This is a genomic window from Clostridium folliculivorans, assembly GCF_024341905.1.
GTDB lineage: Bacteria > Bacillota > Clostridia > Clostridiales > Clostridiaceae > Clostridium_AR > Clostridium_AR folliculivorans.
In genome coordinates this window covers 91874-105836 of record NZ_BQXY01000005.1, presented here as the reverse complement: position 1 = coordinate 105836, position 13963 = coordinate 91874, and the positions used below count along the sequence as shown (strand labels likewise).

Annotated in this window: 10 protein-coding genes, 7 tRNA genes and 1 other annotated feature; of the genes, 3 read left to right on the top strand and 14 right to left on the bottom strand. The window is 31.0% G+C overall.

The window, feature by feature from the left end:
* Positions 1 to 4: 4 nt before the first annotated feature.
* From OCU55_RS15340 to OCU55_RS15320, 5 genes are all read right to left on the bottom strand, one after another.
* Positions 5 to 78, bottom strand: a tRNA-Gly gene (locus OCU55_RS15340).
* Between the two features lie 65 nt (positions 79 to 143).
* Positions 144 to 218 (bottom strand) — tRNA-Gln (locus tag OCU55_RS15335).
* A gap of 312 nt (positions 219 to 530) precedes the next feature.
* A tRNA-Gln gene (locus OCU55_RS15330) sits at positions 531 to 605 on the bottom strand.
* Between the two features lie 5 nt (positions 606 to 610).
* Positions 611 to 687 (bottom strand) — tRNA-Arg (locus OCU55_RS15325).
* Between the two features lie 55 nt (positions 688 to 742).
* Entirely contained in the window at positions 743 to 1417 is a 675-nt protein-coding gene (locus tag OCU55_RS15320) for a hypothetical protein (protein ID WP_261853169.1), read from the bottom strand.
* A gap of 203 nt (positions 1418 to 1620) precedes the next feature.
* Here OCU55_RS15320 and OCU55_RS15315 point away from each other — a divergent pair, with 203 nt between their 5' ends.
* Positions 1621 to 2022 carry an HNH endonuclease gene (locus OCU55_RS15315; RefSeq protein WP_261853168.1) on the top strand — a complete coding sequence of 134 codons (402 nt, stop codon included), beginning with the start codon at positions 1621 to 1623 and terminating at the stop codon, positions 2020 to 2022.
* Positions 2023 to 2180: 158 nt separating this feature from the next.
* Here OCU55_RS15315 and OCU55_RS15310 read toward each other — a convergent pair.
* The 3 genes from OCU55_RS15310 to OCU55_RS15300 form a co-directional block, all read right to left on the bottom strand.
* Positions 2181 to 2255: transfer RNA gene (locus OCU55_RS15310), tRNA-Gly, on the bottom strand.
* A 3-nt stretch (positions 2256 to 2258) separates the two neighbouring features.
* Positions 2259 to 2342: transfer RNA gene (locus OCU55_RS15305), tRNA-Leu, on the bottom strand.
* Positions 2343 to 2407: 65 nt separating this feature from the next.
* Positions 2408 to 2482 (bottom strand) — tRNA-Gly (locus OCU55_RS15300).
* A 183-nt stretch (positions 2483 to 2665) separates the two neighbouring features.
* Here OCU55_RS15300 and OCU55_RS15295 point away from each other — a divergent pair.
* Both OCU55_RS15295 and thrS read left to right on the top strand, forming a co-directional pair.
* Positions 2666 to 2929: a hypothetical protein gene (locus tag OCU55_RS15295; RefSeq protein ID WP_261853167.1), complete on the top strand. Its 264-nt coding sequence runs from the start codon at positions 2666 to 2668 to the stop codon at positions 2927 to 2929.
* Between the two features lie 271 nt (positions 2930 to 3200).
* Positions 3201 to 3407: a binding site (T-box leader), on the top strand.
* 148 nt (positions 3408 to 3555) lie between these two features.
* Positions 3556 to 5493: a threonine--tRNA ligase gene (thrS, locus tag OCU55_RS15290; protein WP_261853166.1), complete on the top strand. Its 1938-nt coding sequence runs from the start codon at positions 3556 to 3558 to the stop codon at positions 5491 to 5493.
* A gap of 125 nt (positions 5494 to 5618) precedes the next feature.
* Here the strand turns inward: thrS and OCU55_RS15285 are convergent, their stop codons facing one another.
* The 6 genes from OCU55_RS15285 to OCU55_RS15260 all read right to left on the bottom strand — a co-directional run bounded on the left by OCU55_RS15285 (position 5619) and on the right by OCU55_RS15260 (position 13757).
* On the bottom strand, positions 5619 to 7313 hold the full coding sequence (locus OCU55_RS15285; protein WP_261853165.1) for a M3 family oligoendopeptidase: 1695 nt from the start codon (positions 7311 to 7313) through the stop codon (positions 5619 to 5621).
* A gap of 271 nt (positions 7314 to 7584) precedes the next feature.
* Positions 7585 to 7755: a hypothetical protein gene (locus OCU55_RS15280; protein ID WP_261853164.1), complete on the bottom strand. Its 171-nt coding sequence runs from the start codon at positions 7753 to 7755 to the stop codon at positions 7585 to 7587.
* Between the two features lie 358 nt (positions 7756 to 8113).
* A complete protein-coding gene (locus OCU55_RS15275) occupies positions 8114 to 9328 on the bottom strand; it encodes an HD-GYP domain-containing protein (protein WP_261853163.1) in 1215 nt (404 codons plus the stop codon).
* 290 nt (positions 9329 to 9618) lie between these two features.
* Positions 9619 to 11763: a sodium-translocating pyrophosphatase gene (locus OCU55_RS15270; RefSeq protein WP_427847060.1), complete on the bottom strand. Its 2145-nt coding sequence runs from the start codon at positions 11761 to 11763 to the stop codon at positions 9619 to 9621.
* Positions 11764 to 12443: 680 nt separating this feature from the next.
* The gene (locus OCU55_RS15265; RefSeq protein ID WP_261853161.1) at positions 12444 to 12965 is read right to left on the bottom strand and encodes a GNAT family N-acetyltransferase; all 522 of its coding nucleotides are present in this window, start codon (positions 12963 to 12965) and stop codon (positions 12444 to 12446) included.
* Positions 12966 to 13100: 135 nt separating this feature from the next.
* The gene (locus tag OCU55_RS15260; RefSeq protein ID WP_261853160.1) at positions 13101 to 13757 is read right to left on the bottom strand and encodes an MCP four helix bundle domain-containing protein; all 657 of its coding nucleotides are present in this window, start codon (positions 13755 to 13757) and stop codon (positions 13101 to 13103) included.
* Positions 13758 to 13963 lie beyond the last annotated feature (206 nt).

The following is a 13963-nucleotide window of genomic DNA, read 5'->3' as shown; positions in this document are numbered from 1 at the left end:
TATTTGGAGCGGGTAGTGGGAGTCGAACCCACCTTTTCAGCTTGGAAGGCTGGAGTATTACCGATATACGATACCCGCATATTAAATTCTATAAATATTATAAATCTATTTCAAACTACTTGTCAACATTTTTTAAAACAAGTTGGCTGGGGTGGTAGGATTCGAACCTACGACTGGCGGAGTCAGAGTCCGCTACCTTACCGCTTGGCGACACCCCAATATCAACATTATAATTCTATCACTACATCGAATATTTGTAAATATATACATATATAAGTTTAGATAAAAATATTTTAAATTTTATAAATTCTTTAAATTCACTAAAAAAATCGCTAAAGCCACCTTTTTCAGTAATTTCTTTGCGCATCTGCCTTCACGGATGTATACTGAAATAAATTCAACAGACGACACATTCTTCTTTTTTATTCTTTAACTTATACTATGTTTTAAGCGTGTACCAATACTTATGCACAGATATAACTGAATTATAATCTTCTAAAGAACAAAAAAACAGCACGCATAACGTGCTTTGGCTGGGATGGCAGGATTCGAACCTACGGATAATGGAGTCAAAGTCCATTGCCTTACCGCTTGGCGACATCCCAAAATATGGTGCGTCTTAAGGGATTCGAACCCCTGGCCCACGCCTTAGAAGGGCGTTGCTCTATCCAGCTGAGCTAAAGACGCATTTCAAACAAAATATATTTTAATATATATTTTGTAATCTGTCAACAGCTATAGCTTAAACTATCTCTGTCAAATCTCTTGTTAAGGTTAACTTTAGTTTTTCTCCGCTAACTGGATTCTTATGACCTTGTTTGCATAGTTCTATCCATTTCTCTTCACTCATGCCTATCTTTTTCTCAAAATCATCTTCACTATCAGTTTGTAGGTTAGTATTTATAATAAATTGACCTAACTCAGATGCGGATGAAAAAACCTTCATATATAAAAATGTATCTATGTCACCTAGCCAACTCATATTAAACTCTCTAGAAAACTTTTTTAATTCTTTCATGACTTTATCACTTGGAACATCCCACAATGATTTTATAAATGCTATTTGTTTTTTCATTGTAGCGGCCTCTGATTGACTTAACTTCCCGTCCTTTAATCCCTCTGATATAATCTTTTCAGCATTTAATTGAGAAAACTCAGCTATATTTTTATATTTTCCCTCTATCCATTTATAAAATGCTTCTGGAAGCAAGCAATATTGTATATATCCTAATAACATTTTTGCCTTGGGTATTGGTGTCCAAACACTTTGTATTCCAGACTTTCTTGTAAAAATCACATAATGCATATATACAGTTTTTTCTGTTATAGGTTCATTTTCGAATATTCTAGACTTTAAAGTTTTATTATTTCTTACTAGCTTATCCCAATAATCTATAGAGTTATAAGTTACTATCATTTAACCACTTCCTCTCTAAATATGTAAACCTTTTCTATTTAATTATATTTCATACTACCTCGTAATGCAATATAAAAGACCACTTGCCTGAAATTTATTCTTCCCAGTTATGTTATAGGAATCCAACTTTTCAACATTTATGTGCTTGATTATAGCATTAGTTCATGATATTTTATAATTATAAAATATCCAGGAGGAATCATATGTACCGATGCGAGATCTGTGGAAAATCAGCAGATATTCATCATATTGTTTATAAGAGTGAAGGCGGACTTGATATTGAGCTAAATTACAAATATTTATGCCATAGCCACCATCGTGGCAAAGAAGGTCCCCATAGAAATAATGCAGTCAATTTAAAATATAAAGTTGAATTACAGGATGAACTCCAAACCATTTTATTCAAGGAACATTACACTTTTGTTGATTTATTAAAGATATTGAATATAAACAACAATTCTTTAAAAAAGCTTGTAAAAAATATAAAACTGTTTAAAGAAGGTTATAAATCAAAAGATATCATTTTTCAAATAATGGGCCAAAAATCATATACCAGTGAAATGATAGAAGATTTTATATTAGAAAAAATACTTTCTAATTACTAGTATTATATTCATTACTACCTTATTGTTTGTATATAAATATAAAAATATATTAAAATAGTCAAAATCATAAAACTTTTATGATTTTGACTATTTTAATATTAGCGCAAACACTATTATTTTATAAAATAAAAAAAGCAGCTTACTATCTGCTTTTTATTTGGAGCGGAAGACGGGACTCGAACCCGCGACCTTCACCTTGGCAAGGTGACACTCTACCATTGAGTCACTTCCGCAAGTGGTGCAGATGAAGGGAGTCGAACCCCCACGCCGTAGGCGCTAGATCCTAAGTCTAGTGCGTCTGCCAATTCCGCCACATCTGCATTGCTCACAAAAAATATTATACACTATCTAAAAATAAAATCAATAGTTTTTTATATTATTTTTTTGGAGCGGCAAACGGGATTTGAACCCGCAGCCTTCACCTTGGGAAGGTGACACTCTGCCGTTGAGTTATTGCCGCTTATAATTTACAGTAACATTTTACCATATTAATCATACATTGTAAATATATAGTGACATCTTTGTTATTTTGCAAATTAAAGCATCAATCACCTTTTAACTTGTCATTTTTTTGATAATTAGTTATATTACCTAATTATTATTAATATAATTCATAAGAAATATTATTTGGAGGAACTATCCTATGAAAAACTTAGATGAAATCTTATTAGAAGAGGTAAAAAGGGCTCTTACTGAACTATACAATGACTATTCAGAAATAACTACAATTGGAATCATAGAAAAAATTACAGGTTCTCCATACACGCCTTCATATAGTACAAATAACATCGGGCTCACAAGTTTTATAAGCAATTATGAAAACGAACTAGGCTTAGAATTTCTAAATTACGAAAGTTCTTATGGTAATGAATATAATTCACAAACTGCAGTATGGAGATTTAAATAAATAGCACTTTAACATTTCTTTTATGTTGTTTTATTATATACTTCACAACTCTAAATTATGATATTTACAAAAAAGTTTACATAATCGAACTGTATTATGCAGATATTATAATTTAAGTTTACAACGTCTCCTACCGCCCTAATTCTCTTTAAGTTAAGAAAGAAGAACACATTGAAAACTTTGAAAATATAAATTTTATTATAAAGTGGTTCATATATAAATACTTGACATTAAAATAAAATAAACTTATAATTTATAAAAAATAGCTAAGTTTAATTCTATGAAGAGAAGAGTAAGCTTTGGTACATTTGCAGAGAGAAAATACATTTGCTGTGAGTATTTTTATATGGAATTAGCTGAAAACTAACTCTGAGTGACTTTAATAAAGTCCGTAAAAATCGCGTTAAGATTACTAAAGTGACTTGTTTTTCAAGTAATTTGGGTGGAACCACGGGAATAGTATTCTCCCGTCCCTTGATATAGGGACGGGAGTTTTTTATTTTGTCTAGAATACTGTCCTTTTCAAGTTTAATTTATATTTAAATGTACTTCTATCTGTATCCCACGGAATATGATTTTAAACTTAGGACTATTATATAAATTTTATTATGAAGGGAGATTCACAAATGGTAAAAATAACTCTTAAAGATGGATCAGTTAAAGAATTTGAAGCTGGTTTATCCGTTTATGAAATTGCTAAAGGCATTAGTGAGGGTCTTGCAAGAGTAGCTTGTTGTGGTATCGTTAATGACAAGGTAGTTGATTTAAGATTTAAGGTTGATGCTGATTGTAACTTGAGCATTTGTACTTTTGATTCTCAAGAAGGTAAGGATGCATTTAGACATACAACATCTCATATATTAGCATATGCTGTTAAAAGACTGTTCCCAGAAACTAAATTGGCTATAGGTCCTTCTATAACTAATGGCTTCTACTATGATTTTGATAAAGAAAGTTCTTTTTCCGCAGCTGATTTAGGAAAATTAGAAGAAGAAATGAAGAAAATCATAAAAGAAGACGCTGCAATTGAAAGATTTGAACTTCCAAGACAAGAGGCTTTAAAGCTTATGGAAGAAAAAAATGAACCTTATAAAGTAGAACTAATTAATGATCTTCCTGAGGATGAGATTATATCCTTCTATAAGATAGGTGACTTCACTGATTTATGCGCTGGCCCACACCTAATGTCATTAAAGCCAATAAAGGCTTTCAAACTTCTTAGAAGTGCAGGTGCTTATTGGAGAGGAAACGAAAAAAACAAGATGCTTACAAGAATATATGGTACTTCCTTCCCAAAAAAATCAGAACTAGATGAACATTTAGCTGCATTAGAAGAAGCTAAGAAAAGAGATCATAACAAATTAGGTAGAGAGTTAAATTTATTCACTACTGATGAAAATGTAGGTCAAGGCCTTCCTCTATTAATGCCTAAGGGTGCTAAAGTTATTCAAGTACTTCAAAGATGGATAGAAGATGAGGAAGAAAGAAGAGGCTACCTTCTTACAAAGACTCCTCTTATGGCTAAGAGTGATTTATATAAAATATCTGGTCACTGGCAACATTATAAAGAGGGAATGTTTGTTTTAGGTGACGAGGAACATGACAGTGAGGTATTTGGTTTAAGACCGATGACTTGTCCATTCCAATTTTCAATATATAATTCAGAACAACACAGCTACAGAGATCTTCCTCTTAGATACGCAGAAACTTCTACTCTATTTAGAAACGAAGCTTCTGGAGAAATGCATGGACTTACAAGAGTTAGACAATTTACTTTAGCAGATGGTCATATTGTATGTACTCCAGAACAAGTTGAGCAAGAGTTTAAAGATGTAGTAGATTTAATAAAATATGTTATGTCTACATTAGGAATTCAAGATGATATTTCTTATAGATTCTCAAAATGGGATCCTAATGATAAGGATAAGTATATCAACAATCCTGAAGCTTGGGAAAACACTCAAGACTTAATGAGACAAATTCTTAATCACTTAGAAATTGATTACGTTGAAGCTGAAGGTGAAGCAGCATTCTATGGACCAAAACTTGATATTCAAGCTAGAAATGTTCACGGAAAAGAAGATACTATAATAACAGTACAAATCGACTTTGCTCTAGCTGAAAGATTCAACATGACTTATATAGATAAGAACGGCGAAAAGAAACTTCCTTATGTAATCCATAGAAGTTCAATTGGTTGTTACGAAAGAACTCTAGCAATGCTTATTGAGAAGTACGCAGGTGCGCTTCCAACATGGTTAGCTCCAGTTCAAGCTAAAGTACTTCCTATATCTGATAAGTATAATGATTATGCAGAATCAGTTGTTAAAGCATTGAGACTTAAAGGTATAAGAGTTGAAGGTGATTATAGAGCTGAGAAAATTGGCTACAAGATAAGAGAAGCTTCTGTTGATAAAACTCCATATATTCTTATAGTTGGAGAAAAAGAAGTAGAAAATAATTCAGTATCTGTTAGAAGCAGAAAAGCTGGCGATGAAGGTTCATTAGAATTACTAGGCTTTATCGAAAGATTAGTTAATGAAAATGCTACTAGAGAGCATTAAAAAATAGAACTCCTAAGTGGAGTTCTATTTTTTTATTTAATCTACATATATTTTATTTCTAAAGTTATACAACTTACTACTTTATAACCTTCATTTGTATAGTAAATCCTTTATCTTTTAGAATATTAGAGCTTCTTGTCATCTACTGAGTCAAGCCATTGCTCTATAGAAGTTATTATTGAACTTACACAACCGTCTTCAAATGGAGATTTCAAGTTTGCATAACTAACTAACTCTAAGAATGATTTTGTTCCACCAACTCTACAAAGTTCTACATAGTCTTTCCATGCGTCTTCCCTATTTTCATTAGCTCTTTTCCAAAATTGAAGCGCACAGATTTGAGCTAAGGTATAATCTATATAATAGAAAGGAGATGTAAATATATGAGATTGTTGGAACCACCATCCCCCTCTTTCTAAGAAATCACATCCCTCGTAATTTTTATGTGGAAGGTATTTCTTTTCTATTTCTCTCCAAGCCATCTTTCTCTCTGCTGGAGCTACGTCAGGATTCTCATAAACATAGTGTTGGAATTCATCAACAGTAACTCCATAAGGTATAAACTTTATAGCGCTTCCTAAATGTATAAACTTATATTTATCTGCATCTTCTTCAAAGAACAAATTCATCCATGGCCAAGTGAAAAACTCCATACTCATAGAATGAATCTCACAACTTTCATAAGTAGGGAAATTGCACTCAGGTATCTCTATCCATCTAGATGAATAAACTTGAAATGCATGCCCTGCTTCGTGAGTCAATACATCCACATCTCCTGATGTTCCATTAAAGTTAGAAAAGATAAACGGAGACTTGTATTCTGGTATATAAGTACAATATCCACCGCCTGCTTTTCCCTTCTTAGTAACTAAATCTAATAATTCTCCATCCACCATAAAGTCAAAGAACTCTTTAGTTTCTGATGATAATTCTGAATACATTCTTACGCCATTAGCTACTATCCACTCTGGGTCACCTTTGGGTATCGCGTTTCCACTTAAAAACTCGAATTTTTCATCATAATAGCTTAGCTTATCTAACCCTAGCCTATTAGTTTGTCTTTCATAAAGCTTTGAAGCAGCTGGAACAATATAATCCTGGACTTGTTTTCTAAAATTAGAAACCATTTGTGGATTGTAGTCACTTCTCATCATTCTTACATATCCTAATTCTACAAAGTTCTTAAATCCCAACTTTCTTGCTATTTTAGTTCTTACTTTTACAAGATCATCATATATCCTATCTATATCAGCCTCATGTTGTACGAAATAATCATATTTAGCCTGAGAAGCTTCTTTTCTAACTTCTCTATCCTTACTCTGTATAAAAGGTACTAATCCTGAAAGATTTTTCTCTTCTCCTTTAAACTGAATTTTTGCAGAAGCAAGCAACTTAGTGTATTCTGATGCTAACTTATTTTCCAGTTGCAAATCTTCAATAACCTCTGGAGAAAATCCTTTCAAAGAAAACTCGGCTAAAGTAAAAAATTGCTTACCTAGCTTTTCCTCAAGACTATGTCTAAACTTGGAATTAACTATTTCCTTATAAAATACTGAATTTAATTCTTCATATAACGGAGAATATTCATCCCAATAATTTTGTTCATCATCATAATACTTATCTTGTGTATCAATTGTATGTCTTATATTTGTTAATGTACTCATAGTTTGAATGTGATTTCTAAGTTCATTTATGTTTTTTATGCAATCATATTGTTGCTCTGCACTACTTGAACCTCTTAATCTAGCTATATGCGAGTTGAATAGCTCTTTAACTTTTTCATAGTTAGGTCTCTCATACTTAAAATCCTTGAATTTCATTATTAATGCCCCCTATATTAATAAATTACTTTTATATGGATGTACCACTTCATAGTAAAACTTATTATTTTTAAATTCTCTCGCCAGAACCAGTGAGAGTTTTAAAAATAGATTTCGGATTGAAGCGGTACATCTTTATATCAACAAAAAACAAAAGTATATTTTTAACATTATACCATAAATAGGTAAATAAATAAATTTTAACATAACCCTTTTTATTTAATTGTAAGGATACTACTTTCTTATGGCAAGCGGGAGTAGGCTTTATCGTTTAGCTGGTATGCTCTTTATTAACAACAATATCTTTATGAGGAATATTCATTTCTATATATAATTTATCTCCCTCTTCCAAGTTACATTCTGTACTAGTAATATCGGCAATTAAATTATTGTAATATCTTTCTCTATACTTCTTACTAAAAAGATATTTAAAAAGCCACATAGTGTATCTCTCCTGTCTTCTAGGAATATTATGGATTTATTTTGCATTAATTTTCTACTTTTTATACCTATACAAAAAAAAGTGATAGAATCATCTATCACACATGAAAGGGAAAAGTAAGGTTTTATATATATTATTATGATTATTAAGAAATAACATAACTAATCTTTTATAAAACAAAGGCGCTTTTACCCTACTGGTAAAAGCGCCTTTGCTCTATACCTAAATTATAATACTTTTATAAATTTTGTCAATGTATTTTTTTCACTTTTTCATATTAAAGCCTTAAATATTGCTTCTTTATCATCAAATTAAACTAATAAGTATTACATCTTCAACCCTTTATAAAAATCTATATCTATCTACTTGAAAAAACAATATCTATATCCTTACATATATTACTATCTATAAACCCATTCTTACACATATCATTTAGTATATCCATTGCTTCTTTATGTCCCAATAATTGTCTATAGGGTCTTTCTTCAGTAAGTGCCTGATAAATATCAAGGCATCCCATTAGTCTTGAATTAAAATCTAATTGTTTATGGCTTTTTCCAAAAGGATACCCCAACCCATTAAGCTTCTCATGATGATTAGCTGACCATTCTGCAATATCTTCAAAGCCAGTTATCTGTTCTAGAGCAACCCTAGTATAGTAAGTATGTTCTTTAATAACTGAAAATTCTTCCTCACTAAGGGAACTAGTACTATCCAGTATATCATTCGGCACAGCTAACTTACCTAGATCATGTAAATCAGCTGCTATTATCAACTTAAATCTCTCTTCATCACTATAGTCATAAAATTGAGCCATAACATCAACTTTTTCTGATAGTTCTTTTGAGTGTCGTTGAGTATATTGCGATTTTGAGTCAATTATTCTAGAAAGCACCTGAGTTATAGATCTTATCTGCTCAAAAGAAATCTCAACTGAGTACTTAGGCTGTGCCTTTTGTAAAGCTGCTGCTATAAAATTATCCTTTAAATCAATCCAAAAACTGGTGTGACTAGATACCTTTATAAATGCTTCTACTAATTTTGTAGAATAATGTGTATTTGCTTTGCCTTTAATAAAATCATGTATTTCTTTTCTGATTCGAAAATCGTTAGTTCTCAAATCAAAATTTAATTCTATCTCATCTGCCAACGAAATTATTTGAGACATCTTAGGTATATCTTCACCTTTAATATTAAAGTAACCTGTCCCATCATATCTTTCATGATGATATTTAATAATATTAGTTACATCAGTAAGAAAAGGATACATACTTATACTATTTTCACCAATACTACAATGAGCTACTGTATCTTCAGCATTTTTAAGACTATACTCACTTTCTGTATTAATTTTTCTAACCAATCCTCTTTCTACCGCACCAATATCATGAAGTATGCCTAAAGCCACTATATCGTGGAGTTCCTTAAAACTTAAACCAAGTTCTTTGGCTATTTTTAATGATATATATGCAGTTCTCTTTCCGTGGTTAGAAGTCACTCCTGCTAAATCCATTTCTATAAAATCTAGCGCAAAAGATACTGCTGTCAGAAATTCATTCATATAAAATAGCATTAATCATATTACTCCTTTATCCATTTTTCTATAGTATTGCTACAATTTCTTAACCAATCTCATTTTCTTCAAAAGTTTCAGAAGTCATATTTTCTAAAAAACTATAGCTTATTTTTTATAAATCTATATAGTAATTCTATTCTATCACCTTTATACTTTATTGTACCAGTCATATTTTTCTTCTAATATAAATTATTGTTTAAAAAACATTATCTTATTAAATATATTTTTTAAAAAAGGAAACAGTTCCTTTAAAGAAACTATTTCCTATATAAAGTATTAAGATGCCACTATCTAAATAAAGCTACAAACACTAAAGTTATTGTACTTATAAGCTTAATCAAAACATGGAGTGATGGACCTGCAGTATCCTTAAACGGATCTCCAACAGTATCACCTACAACTCCAGCTTTATGTGCTTCAGAGCCTTTTCCACCCATGTTTCCAAGTTCAATATATTTCTTTGCATTATCCCAAGCTCCACCACTGTTGTTTAAGAACAATGCCATTACAACACCTGCTATTGTACTTATCATTAAAAATCCTGCAGCTGCTTCTTTTCCTAAAAGCACACCTACTAATATAGGAACTGCTATTACAATAATACCAGGAACTATCATTTCTTTTAAAGCACCTTTTGTAACTATATCAACACAGCTAGCATAGTCAGGTTTTGCTGTTCCTTCCATTATTCCAGGGATTTCTTTAAACTGTCTTCTTACTTCTACAATTATATACTGAGCTGCTCTTCCAACTGCTCTTATAGCTGTTGAACTAAATAAAAATACAAGCATAACACCTATAAAGGCTGCAATAAATACCTCTGGTTTACCTATATCTACACTAAACCAAGAATCTAACGGCTTCCCTAATATCTTCTTAACTTCATCAAGATAAGCTGAGAATAAAAGGAAGGTTGCAAGTGCAGCAGATCCAACTGCATATCCTTTTGTTAATGCCTTAGTAGTATTACCACAAGCATCTAATCTATCAGTAATAAGTCTTACTTTTTCAGGTGCACCAGACATTTCTGCTATTCCACCTGCATTATCAGTTATAGGCCCAAAAGTATCCATTGCTAATACGAATGCACAAGTTGAAAGCATTCCCATTGTAGCTATGGCAGTACCATATAGTCCCGAATTAGCTATTCCCCCAAGAGCTGCCTCTCCTAATTTATATGATGCAAAAATTGCAGCTGAAATAAGTAGTACTGGTAAAGTAGTTGATTCCATACCTATAGAAATTCCAGTAATTATATTAGTAGCTGGTCCAGTTTCACAAGATTTTGCAATCTCTTGAACTGGTCTATGATCACAAGAAGTATAGTAGTTAGTCAAAACTACAAATGCATATCCTAGTGCTATACCAGTAACAGCACAACCATACAGCAACCAATAATTTATTTCATTACCGTTAGGAAGAGTTCCTCCTAGCATGTACTTAACGTTAAATATTAAAAGGATTAATACTATAATTGTAGTTATACCATAACCCTTATTTAATTCAATCATAGGATCTTTGCTTTCATCCTTAATGTTTACAAAGAATATACCAACTATGGATGCTAAAATCCCTAATGCTCTTGCTACAAGTGGGAACAAAATCCCCTTAACTCCAAATACAGGATATAGTGCAACACCAAGTATCATAGCACCTATATTTTCTGCTGCAGTAGATTCAAATAAATCTGCTCCTCTTCCTGCACAGTCACCAACATTATCACCAACCAAGTCAGCTATAACTGCAGGATTTCTTGGATCATCTTCTGGTATACCAGCTTCAACTTTTCCAACTAAATCTGCTCCAACATCAGCAGCTTTAGTATATATCCCACCACCTAATTGAGCAAATAATGCCACAAGAGACGCACCAAAACCAAACCCAACAATTAATGATGGGGCTTCTTTTATCAGAGCATCGTCTCCAGATGCACCGCCAAATATTAAAAATAATGTTGATACTCCTAAAAGTGATAAAGATGTAACTGCAAGACCTGTTATAGTACCGCCTCTAAAAGCTATTTGCAATGCTTTATTTAAGCCTTTTCTAGCCCCTTCAGCAGTTCTTACATTACAGTTTACTGTCATGTACATTCCAATATATCCTGATATAGCTGAGCAGAACGCTCCTGTAACAAATGCGATTCCAGTATGCCATGCGATACTAAATGCATCTACGCCTTCTTTAGATTTGTTAGCAAAATAATCTGAACCTGTGATTATTATTAAAACAATAAATGCAATTAGAGTAATGGTTCTATACTGTCTTTTTAAGAAAGCCATAGCTCCCTCTTTTATTGCTTCTGAAATTTCCTGCATCTTTTTATTACCCTTATCCTGCTTGAATATGTACTTTGCAAGATAAATTATTACCAAAGCCGAAATTATGACAACCCCATAAATTATGCCAAAATAAACTGTCACAAATAACATCTCCCTCATAATAGTATTATTAACTTATGATAGCGTACTAACATTACAATTATCTTAAGATAACTGTAACTCTTCATATGTTTATAATAGTAAGCATAAATTCATACGTTTGTACAACAAATACTTTTGATTAAAGAGATTTTTATTGAATTCAAGTGACCTTTGATACATATATAATGCGGTTATTAGATATACTATCAATAAAAATATTTAGCTTATTTCGTTGCAATATCACCTACTTTACATAAGTTTATCTTAATTTTTACTAGCTATTAATATTATTACTTGTCCCATATTAACAATATTCATACCGTATATAAATTATTGTAATATTAATGATATGAAACTTATATTAATTAAAATATAAAGCTAAATCACCTCCACATTATATACCCTCTTGAATATTTTGGCAATTTTCAAAATATTCAAATATTCTTTAATTTAGCCGATAATAGTCAAAATCAGCCAGTCTATATTAATTAACGCACCATTATTTTAAAAATGTTTACTTTTTCAAAATTTTACTTAATATCTTTATTATTGTTTCATAAATATAGCGTCTACATCCAGTATCCATGCCAATTTTGTATAAAATAACAAAAATAAAAATAGCAATAAATTTTTAGATATTTATTGCTATCTATAATAAATGTTAATTAAATATTCAAATCTATAGGACATTACTTTCTAAAGGCAGCCATAACTATCTCATCATAGTATTTTCCGTCTTTAAACAACTCGTCCTTAAGAACTCCTTCAACTATGAATCCACACTTTTCATAACTCTTTTGTGCTCTTTTATTAAAAGAAAAAACAGCAAGCTTAACTTTGTTTATATTCATATTGTTAAATATAAAGTCTAGAAGCACTTTCATCGCATCAGTGCCATATCCTTTGCCCCAATATTCTTTATCTCCAATCATGATACCTACTGTAGCCGTGCGAGCTAGCCAGTTTACTTTCTGAATGCCACAACCACCTATATATTTCTTTGTTTGCTTATCTTCAATAGCAAAGTTATATTGCCCTGTCTCTGTACCCTTTTGTGATTTTACCCATTCCTCTTCTTCCCATGAAGTCATAGGAAATGGTATTCCCGTAACTAACAGTTTTTTTAGTTCACTATCATTTACCATTTCTACTGCTCTCGGTATGTCTTCTTCTTTATAAGCTCTTAAGCATACCTTTTCTCCATAAAACATAACCCTTGTCCCCCTTTTATTTAAAGATATTGTGAAGACAAAAACTATTACAAACTAAGTATTTATTACTTAGTTTATATAGCTTTTAACTCAAATGTTAAAAACTAGTATATCATTTTCAAATATAATTGTCATCTATTTACTAATACTTAGCACAATTCTTCTCCCCATTAATACAGATGCAACCAATCCAATGATAGTTACAGAAATCGTTCCATATAAATAATTATTAAATAAAATATTACTAGTTGTATCTAATTTTAAAGAGCTAACACTCAAATTATCAATTATTTGTTTTATAGTATCTTCCGCGCCAACACTCATTGGAGTAACATCTTGTACAAAATAAGAATCAGCTTTTTCGTAGTCATTATTTTTTATTGAATTTATAGTCTTTTCAACATCATTAGAATAAAGTTCTATATCCATTTTTAGTACTTCAACTAATTTGTTTTCTTCTCCGCCCTTTGTTAAATTTTTATACTGTTCAAACTGCTTATTGTTCAAATCTAATAGACTTTTTATATCATTTTCTAAATATCCATCATTCTCAATCTTATTCTTTTGATACACAAGTTTAAAAAGATCTATTTTTATGTTAGAAAAATTATCCTGTATATTACTTATAGTGTTTAAAGTTTCAAATTTGTCCTTAAATAAAACTTTCGAGTTATTCTTTAACGCATACATTCCTCTAATACCAACGATATCAACTATTAATATAAACAAAATCCCAAATATAAACGGTATTAATAATTGTTTTTCAACTCTTGAGTTCTTTAGCTTGTTCATGATGATTCCTCCAGTTTTATGTATAAATTTATGCATTCATTTTAAAACAAAAACAGTTTATATTTTAACACGTTTTACTTTATTAACCAGTTGATCAATATAATATACTTTTAATGATACTTGCCCTGAATTACTCATATTGCAATATTTATTCATTTTTTTACTTCTTCACCTAAATTTTTTAGCACTTTATTTATAAACTAAGA

Excerpts from the sequence above, each read along its gene's own strand:
- OCU55_RS15320 (WP_261853169.1), bottom strand. The coding sequence starts at position 1,417 with ATGATAGTAACTTATAACTCTATAGATTATTGGGATAAGCTAGTAAGA.
- OCU55_RS15315 (WP_261853168.1), top strand. The coding sequence starts at position 1,621 with ATGTACCGATGCGAGATCTGTGGAAAATCAGCAGATATTCATCATATT.
- OCU55_RS15295 (WP_261853167.1), top strand. The coding sequence starts at position 2,666 with ATGAAAAACTTAGATGAAATCTTATTAGAAGAGGTAAAAAGGGCTCTT.
- thrS (WP_261853166.1), top strand. The coding sequence starts at position 3,556 with ATGGTAAAAATAACTCTTAAAGATGGATCAGTTAAAGAATTTGAAGCT.
- OCU55_RS15285 (WP_261853165.1), bottom strand. The coding sequence starts at position 7,313 with ATGAAATTCAAGGATTTTAAGTATGAGAGACCTAACTATGAAAAAGTT.
- OCU55_RS15280 (WP_261853164.1), bottom strand. The coding sequence starts at position 7,755 with ATGTGGCTTTTTAAATATCTTTTTAGTAAGAAGTATAGAGAAAGATAT.
- OCU55_RS15275 (WP_261853163.1), bottom strand. The coding sequence starts at position 9,328 with ATGCTATTTTATATGAATGAATTTCTGACAGCAGTATCTTTTGCGCTA.
- OCU55_RS15270 (WP_427847060.1), bottom strand. The coding sequence starts at position 11,763 with ATGTTATTTGTGACAGTTTATTTTGGCATAATTTATGGGGTTGTCATA.
- OCU55_RS15265 (WP_261853161.1), bottom strand. The coding sequence starts at position 12,965 with ATGTTTTATGGAGAAAAGGTATGCTTAAGAGCTTATAAAGAAGAAGAC.
- OCU55_RS15260 (WP_261853160.1), bottom strand. The coding sequence starts at position 13,757 with ATGAACAAGCTAAAGAACTCAAGAGTTGAAAAACAATTATTAATACCG.